The sequence below is a fragment of the Bradyrhizobium sp. NBAIM08 genome (genome assembly GCF_020193935.1).
Classification (GTDB): Bacteria; Pseudomonadota; Alphaproteobacteria; order Rhizobiales; family Xanthobacteraceae; genus Bradyrhizobium; species Bradyrhizobium yuanmingense.
Map to the genome: position 1 here is coordinate 1 of NZ_JADYVR010000196.1, position 466 is coordinate 466.

The 466-nt window shown below is 73.8% G+C and carries 1 protein-coding gene; it reads left to right on the forward strand.

The genetic code is table 11. The features are described from left to right. A partial coding sequence (locus tag I6F37_RS39085) for a site-specific integrase (protein WP_225154240.1) occupies positions 1-466 on the forward strand: 466 nt, incomplete at both ends.

Here is a 466-nt window from a genome sequence, read left to right on the forward strand (position 1 = left end):
CCTCCACGTCGAACGGGGTCTGGCACCCGCGACGATCCGTGCCTACCGGTCGGACCTCGCCGATTTCGCGGCGTCGCGCGGCGTCGGCCGGTCGTGGGCATCGTCACCTGATGCGGCGGTCGACTACCTCGCTGCGCGGACCCGCCGCGGTCGTCGCGGTGATCCGGGTCTGGCGGCCAGCAGCCTCCGACGCCGCGCCGCGGCACTCAAGGGCTTCTATCGCTTCGCGTACGGCGAGGGCTCGATCGGGGTCGACGTCGCCGCTCACCTGGACCTGCCTCGGCCGTCGCGCCTCCTGCCCGAGACCCTGACCGTGGAGGAGACCGATCGACTCCTCGCGGCCGCCGGCGGAGAGGACGGCGGTGAGCAGGACGGCCGCGACGGTCGCCACGCCCTGCGCGATCGGGCGCTGCTCGAACTGCTCTACGCGGCGGGCCTGCGGATCAGCGAGGCCATCGGGCTCGAC